This is a genomic window from Frankia sp. AgKG'84/4, from assembly GCF_023242965.2.
In the GTDB taxonomy this organism is placed as follows: domain Bacteria; phylum Actinomycetota; class Actinomycetes; order Frankiales; family Frankiaceae; genus Frankia.
The window spans coordinates 1-4,023 of the sequence record NZ_JALKFU020000505.1; the positions used below are offsets into that span (position 1 = coordinate 1).

The 4,023-nt window shown below is 72.6% G+C and carries 3 protein-coding genes and 1 pseudogene; 2 read left to right on the forward strand and 2 right to left on the reverse strand.

The features are described 5' to 3' along the window. Positions 1–353: class II glutamine amidotransferase (locus tag MXD58_RS22150; RefSeq protein WP_374616489.1), on the forward strand; the 353-nt coding region annotated here is incomplete at its 5' end. 43 nt (positions 354–396) lie between these two features. Continuing rightward, entirely contained in the window at positions 397–1,500 is a 1,104-nt protein-coding gene (gene egtD / locus MXD58_RS22155; protein WP_250609845.1) for an L-histidine N(alpha)-methyltransferase, read from the forward strand. A 34-nt stretch (positions 1,501–1,534) separates the two neighbouring features. Here the strand turns inward: egtD and ilvD are convergent, their stop codons facing one another. Both ilvD and MXD58_RS22165 read right to left on the reverse strand, forming a co-directional pair. Beyond that, the gene (ilvD, locus tag MXD58_RS22160; RefSeq protein WP_248838544.1) at positions 1,535–3,388 is read right to left on the reverse strand and encodes a dihydroxy-acid dehydratase; all 1,854 of its coding nucleotides are present in this window, start codon (positions 3,386–3,388) and stop codon (positions 1,535–1,537) included. Positions 3,389–3,548: 160 nt separating this feature from the next. Then, positions 3,549–4,023, reverse strand: a pseudogene (locus MXD58_RS22165) (hypothetical protein); the annotation flags it as partial.

The following is a 4,023-nucleotide window of genomic DNA, read 5'->3' on the forward strand; positions in this document are numbered from 1 at the left end:
CCGCGACGCCCTGGGCCGCCGACTGGTCGGCCGCCCCCGAACCGGCCGCCCCCGAACCGGCCGTGGTCGAACCGGCCGTGGTCGAACCGGCCGTGGTCAGGCGGGCCGTGGTCAGGCGGGCCGTGGTCAGGCGGGCCGCGGTCGGGCGGGCTCGGCTCAACCTGCTCGTCGCCGATGGCACGCACCTCGTGGCGACCGCCTGGGGCGACACGCTCTGCTACCGAGTGGAGGCGGATGGCGTGGTGGTCGCTAGTGAGCCCGATGACGACGAGTCAGGGTGGATCGCCGTGCCCGACCATCATCTTTTGGTGGCCGACACGCGCAAAGTGACTCTTCGTAGTTTGATCGCCTAGAACAGTTACTGTGGGTTGCACAACGTCGATGGAGGGCGCCACGATGACAGCGAGGACTCCGACGACCGCCCCCACTGGGACGGCCTTCCCCCCGACGGTGACCACTGTCAGTGACAGTGGTCCGGCGCCGTCGGCCAGCGAGCCGGACGTTGGCTCGCGCCTCACCCTGGAACGGCACCTGCGCGCGGAGGACCGCGCCGTCGCCCTGGCTCGCGACGTCCTCACCGGACTCACCGCGGACCGCCGTGAGCTACCGCCGAAGTGGTTCTACGACGCGACGGGCGGGATCCTCTTCGAGGAGATCACCCGACTGCCCGAGTACTACCCGACCCGCCGGGAGCGGGCGATCCTGGACCGGCACGCCGGTGACATCGCCGCGGCCTGCCCAGCCGACACCCTCATCGAGCTGGGCTCCGGCAGCTCGGTGAAGACCCGGCTGCTGCTCGACGCGCTTCGGGACGTCGGCAGCCTGCGGCGCTTCGTCGCGTTCGACGTTGACGAGACCACGCTGACCAACGCCGGGCACGGCCTGCTCGACGCCTACCCGGACCTGTCCGTGCACGCCGTCGTCGGCGACTTCGAACGGCACCTGCCGCGCCTGCCCAGCGGCGGCCGCCGACTGACCGCCTTCCTCGGCGGCACCCTTGGCAACCTGCGTCCCGAGGCCCGGCGCGAGTTCCTGCGGACGCTGCGGGAACAGGCATCGACCGACGACGCGCTGCTGCTCGGCACGGACCTGGTCAAGAGCCCCGATCGGCTGGTCGCCGCCTACGACGACGGCGCCGGGGTGACCGCCGCGTTCAACCGCAACGTGCTCAGCGTGATCAACCGTGAGCTCGGGGCAGACTTCGACGTGCGCGGCTTCGCCCACATCGCGGTGTGGAACGCGGCCGAGAACTGGATCGAGATGCGCCTGCGGGCCGTTCGCGACCAGCGGGTGACCATCAACTCCCTCGCGCTGACCGTCGACTTCCAGCGCGGCGAGGACCTGCTCACCGAGATCAGCGCGAAGTTCACCCCGGACGGGATCACCGCGGAGTTGGCGGCAGCGGGCTGGGCGACCGCGCAACGGTGGACCGACGCCGAGGGAGACTTCGTGGTCACCCTCGCGACGCCGTCCTCCGTTCCCACGGGAGCCCCGGTCTGAGTTCGCCAGCCCGGCCGGACCGGCCGGGCTCTCGTCAGCCGCCGAGCAGGCCGACGTCGCGCGCGGCGCCGGTGGAGGCGGAGGTGGCCATCGCCGCGTAGGCCCGCAGCGCCGCGGAGACGGAGCGCTGGCGGTCCACCGGCCGGTAGCCGCCGGCCGCTTCCAGCTCGGCGCGCCGGCGGTCGAGTTCCTCCTCGGAGACCAGCAGCTCAAGCCGGCGGGTCGGGATGTCGATGTCGATGACATCTCCGTCGCGGACCAGGGCGATGATCCCGCCGTGCGCAGCCTCCGGCGAGACGTGGCCGATGGACAGCCCGGAGCTGCCGCCGGAGAACCGGCCGTCGGTGATCAGCGCGCACTTCGGGCCGAGGCCGCGGCCCTTGAGGAACGCCGTGGGGTAGAGCATCTCCTGCATGCCGGGGCCGCCGCGGGGGCCCTCGTAGCGCACGATGATGACGTCGCCGGCCTTGACCCGCTTGGTGAGGATCGCGTCGACCGCGTCGTCCTGGCTCTCCACGACGAGCGCCGGGCCGCGGAAGCTCCACTGCGACTCGTCGACCCCGGCGGTCTTCACCACGGCGCCGTCGAGCGCGAGGTTGCCGAACAGCACCGCCAAGCCGCCTTCGGCCGAGTAGGCGTGCTCGACCGAGCGGATGCAGCCGTTCTCGGCGTCGGTGTCGAGAGACTCCCAGCGGTTGGTGGAGCTGAACGGCTCGATGGTCCGCACGCCGCCGGGCGCCGCGTGGAACAGCTCGACGGCGTCGGGCGACGGGCTGGCGCCGCGGATGTCCCAGCGGTCGAGGAACTCGGTGAGGCTCGCCGCGTGCACCGAGTGGGTGTTCCGGTCGAGCAGACCGCCGCGGTCCAGCTCACCGAGGATCGCCGGGATCCCGCCGGCGCGGTGCACGTCCTCCATGTAGTACCGGGTGGAACTTGGCGCGACCTTGGACAGGCAGGGCACCCTGCGGGAGATCTGGTCGATGTCGGCCAGGGTCACCTCGACCCCGGCCTCGACGGCCGCGGCCAGCAGGTGCAGCACGGTGTTCGTGGAGCCACCCATCGCCACGTCGACGGCGAAGGCGTTGCGGAAGGCGGCGGCGCTGGCGATCGCGCGGGGCAGGACCGCCTCGTCCTCCTTCTCGTAGTACCGGCGGGCGAGGTCGACGACCAGCCGGCCCGCCTCCAGGAACAGCTCACGGCGGGCGGCGGAGGTGGCGAGGGTGGAACCGTTGCCGGGCAGCGACAGGCCGATCGCCTCGGTGAGGCAGTTCATCGAGTTCGCCGTGAACATGCCGGAGCAGGAGCCGCACGTCGGGCAGGCCGAGCGCTCGATCGTCGCGAGCTGGTCGTCGGAGACGTCGGGGTTCACCGCCGCGGACATCGCGGTGATCAGGTCGAGCTTGGACCGCGCGGTGCCCTCGGAGATGACCGCGTTGCCGGACTCCATCGCCCCGCCGGAGACGAACACGGTCGGGATGTTCAGCCGCAGCGCGGCGAGCAGCATCCCCGGGGTGATCTTGTCGCAGTTGGAGATGCAGACCAGCGCGTCCGCGCAGTGCGCGTTGACCATGTACTCGACGCTGTCGGCGATGAGTTCACGCGAGGGCAGCGAGTACAGCATCCCGCCGTGGCCCATCGCGATGCCGTCGTCGACAGCGATCGTGTTGAACTCCCGCGCCACCCCGCCGGCCTGCGCCACCGCGCCGGCCACCAGCGAGCCGAGGTGGCGCAGGTGCACGTGGCCCGGAACGAACTCGGTGAAGCTGTTCGCCACGGCGACGATCGGCTTGCCGAAGTCGTCGTCGGTCATGCCGGTGGCCCGCCACAGGGCGCGGGCACCAGCCATGTTCCGGCCGTGCGTGGTTGTTCGGGAGCGCAGTGCGGGCATCTCGACCTCGGGCATCACGTCGGCAGCGCCGCGGCGGGGTCGCCGGCGGCGGTTATCTGGCGATGAGACGACGGTACGCCACATCGTGGTGTCCACCGCGCAGAACCACGTTCGCCCGGGGACAGCCGCACAGATCCCGTCCTGAGCTGGCGGTCCGGAGTCAGTCGTCCGGATCGGGCGGTTCCGGGCCGGGGTTCGGCGCCTCGCCCGGCGGCGGTGCGGCCCAGGGGTAGCCGGCGGCGCGGCGCCCCGAACCGCGCCCGGACGGCGGTGGCACGTCGGGACCCGCACCTGGACCCGACGGCGCGCCCCGGGGATCGTCGGCCCCCGGCGTCGGGGCGCCCGGCCCCGGCTCCGGGTCGGCCCCGGCGTCCGGGACGTCGAAGCCGTTTCGGTCCGGGGAGCCCGCCGGCCCAGGCGTCCGCTCCGGGGTGGGCGGGGCGGGAAGGTCGTCGAAGTTCGGCGGGTAGTCGGGGATCAGCAGGGGCTCGTCGAGCTGCGGCAGGTCGGGATGGGCATCGTCCGCCGGGAGCCGTGACGGCGGACCGGGCGGGCTCGCCGGCCACGACTCGCCCGGATGACCCGTCGGTGCGGGGCCGGGCCGGTCGAACGCTGGCGGGCCTGTCGGTCCGGGT

Coding starts and splice junctions, on each gene's coding strand:
- egtD (WP_250609845.1), top strand. CDS start 397: ATGACAGCGAGGACTCCGACGACCGCCCCCACTGGGACGGCCTTCCCC.
- ilvD (WP_248838544.1), bottom strand. CDS start 3,388: ATGCCCGCACTGCGCTCCCGAACAACCACGCACGGCCGGAACATGGCT.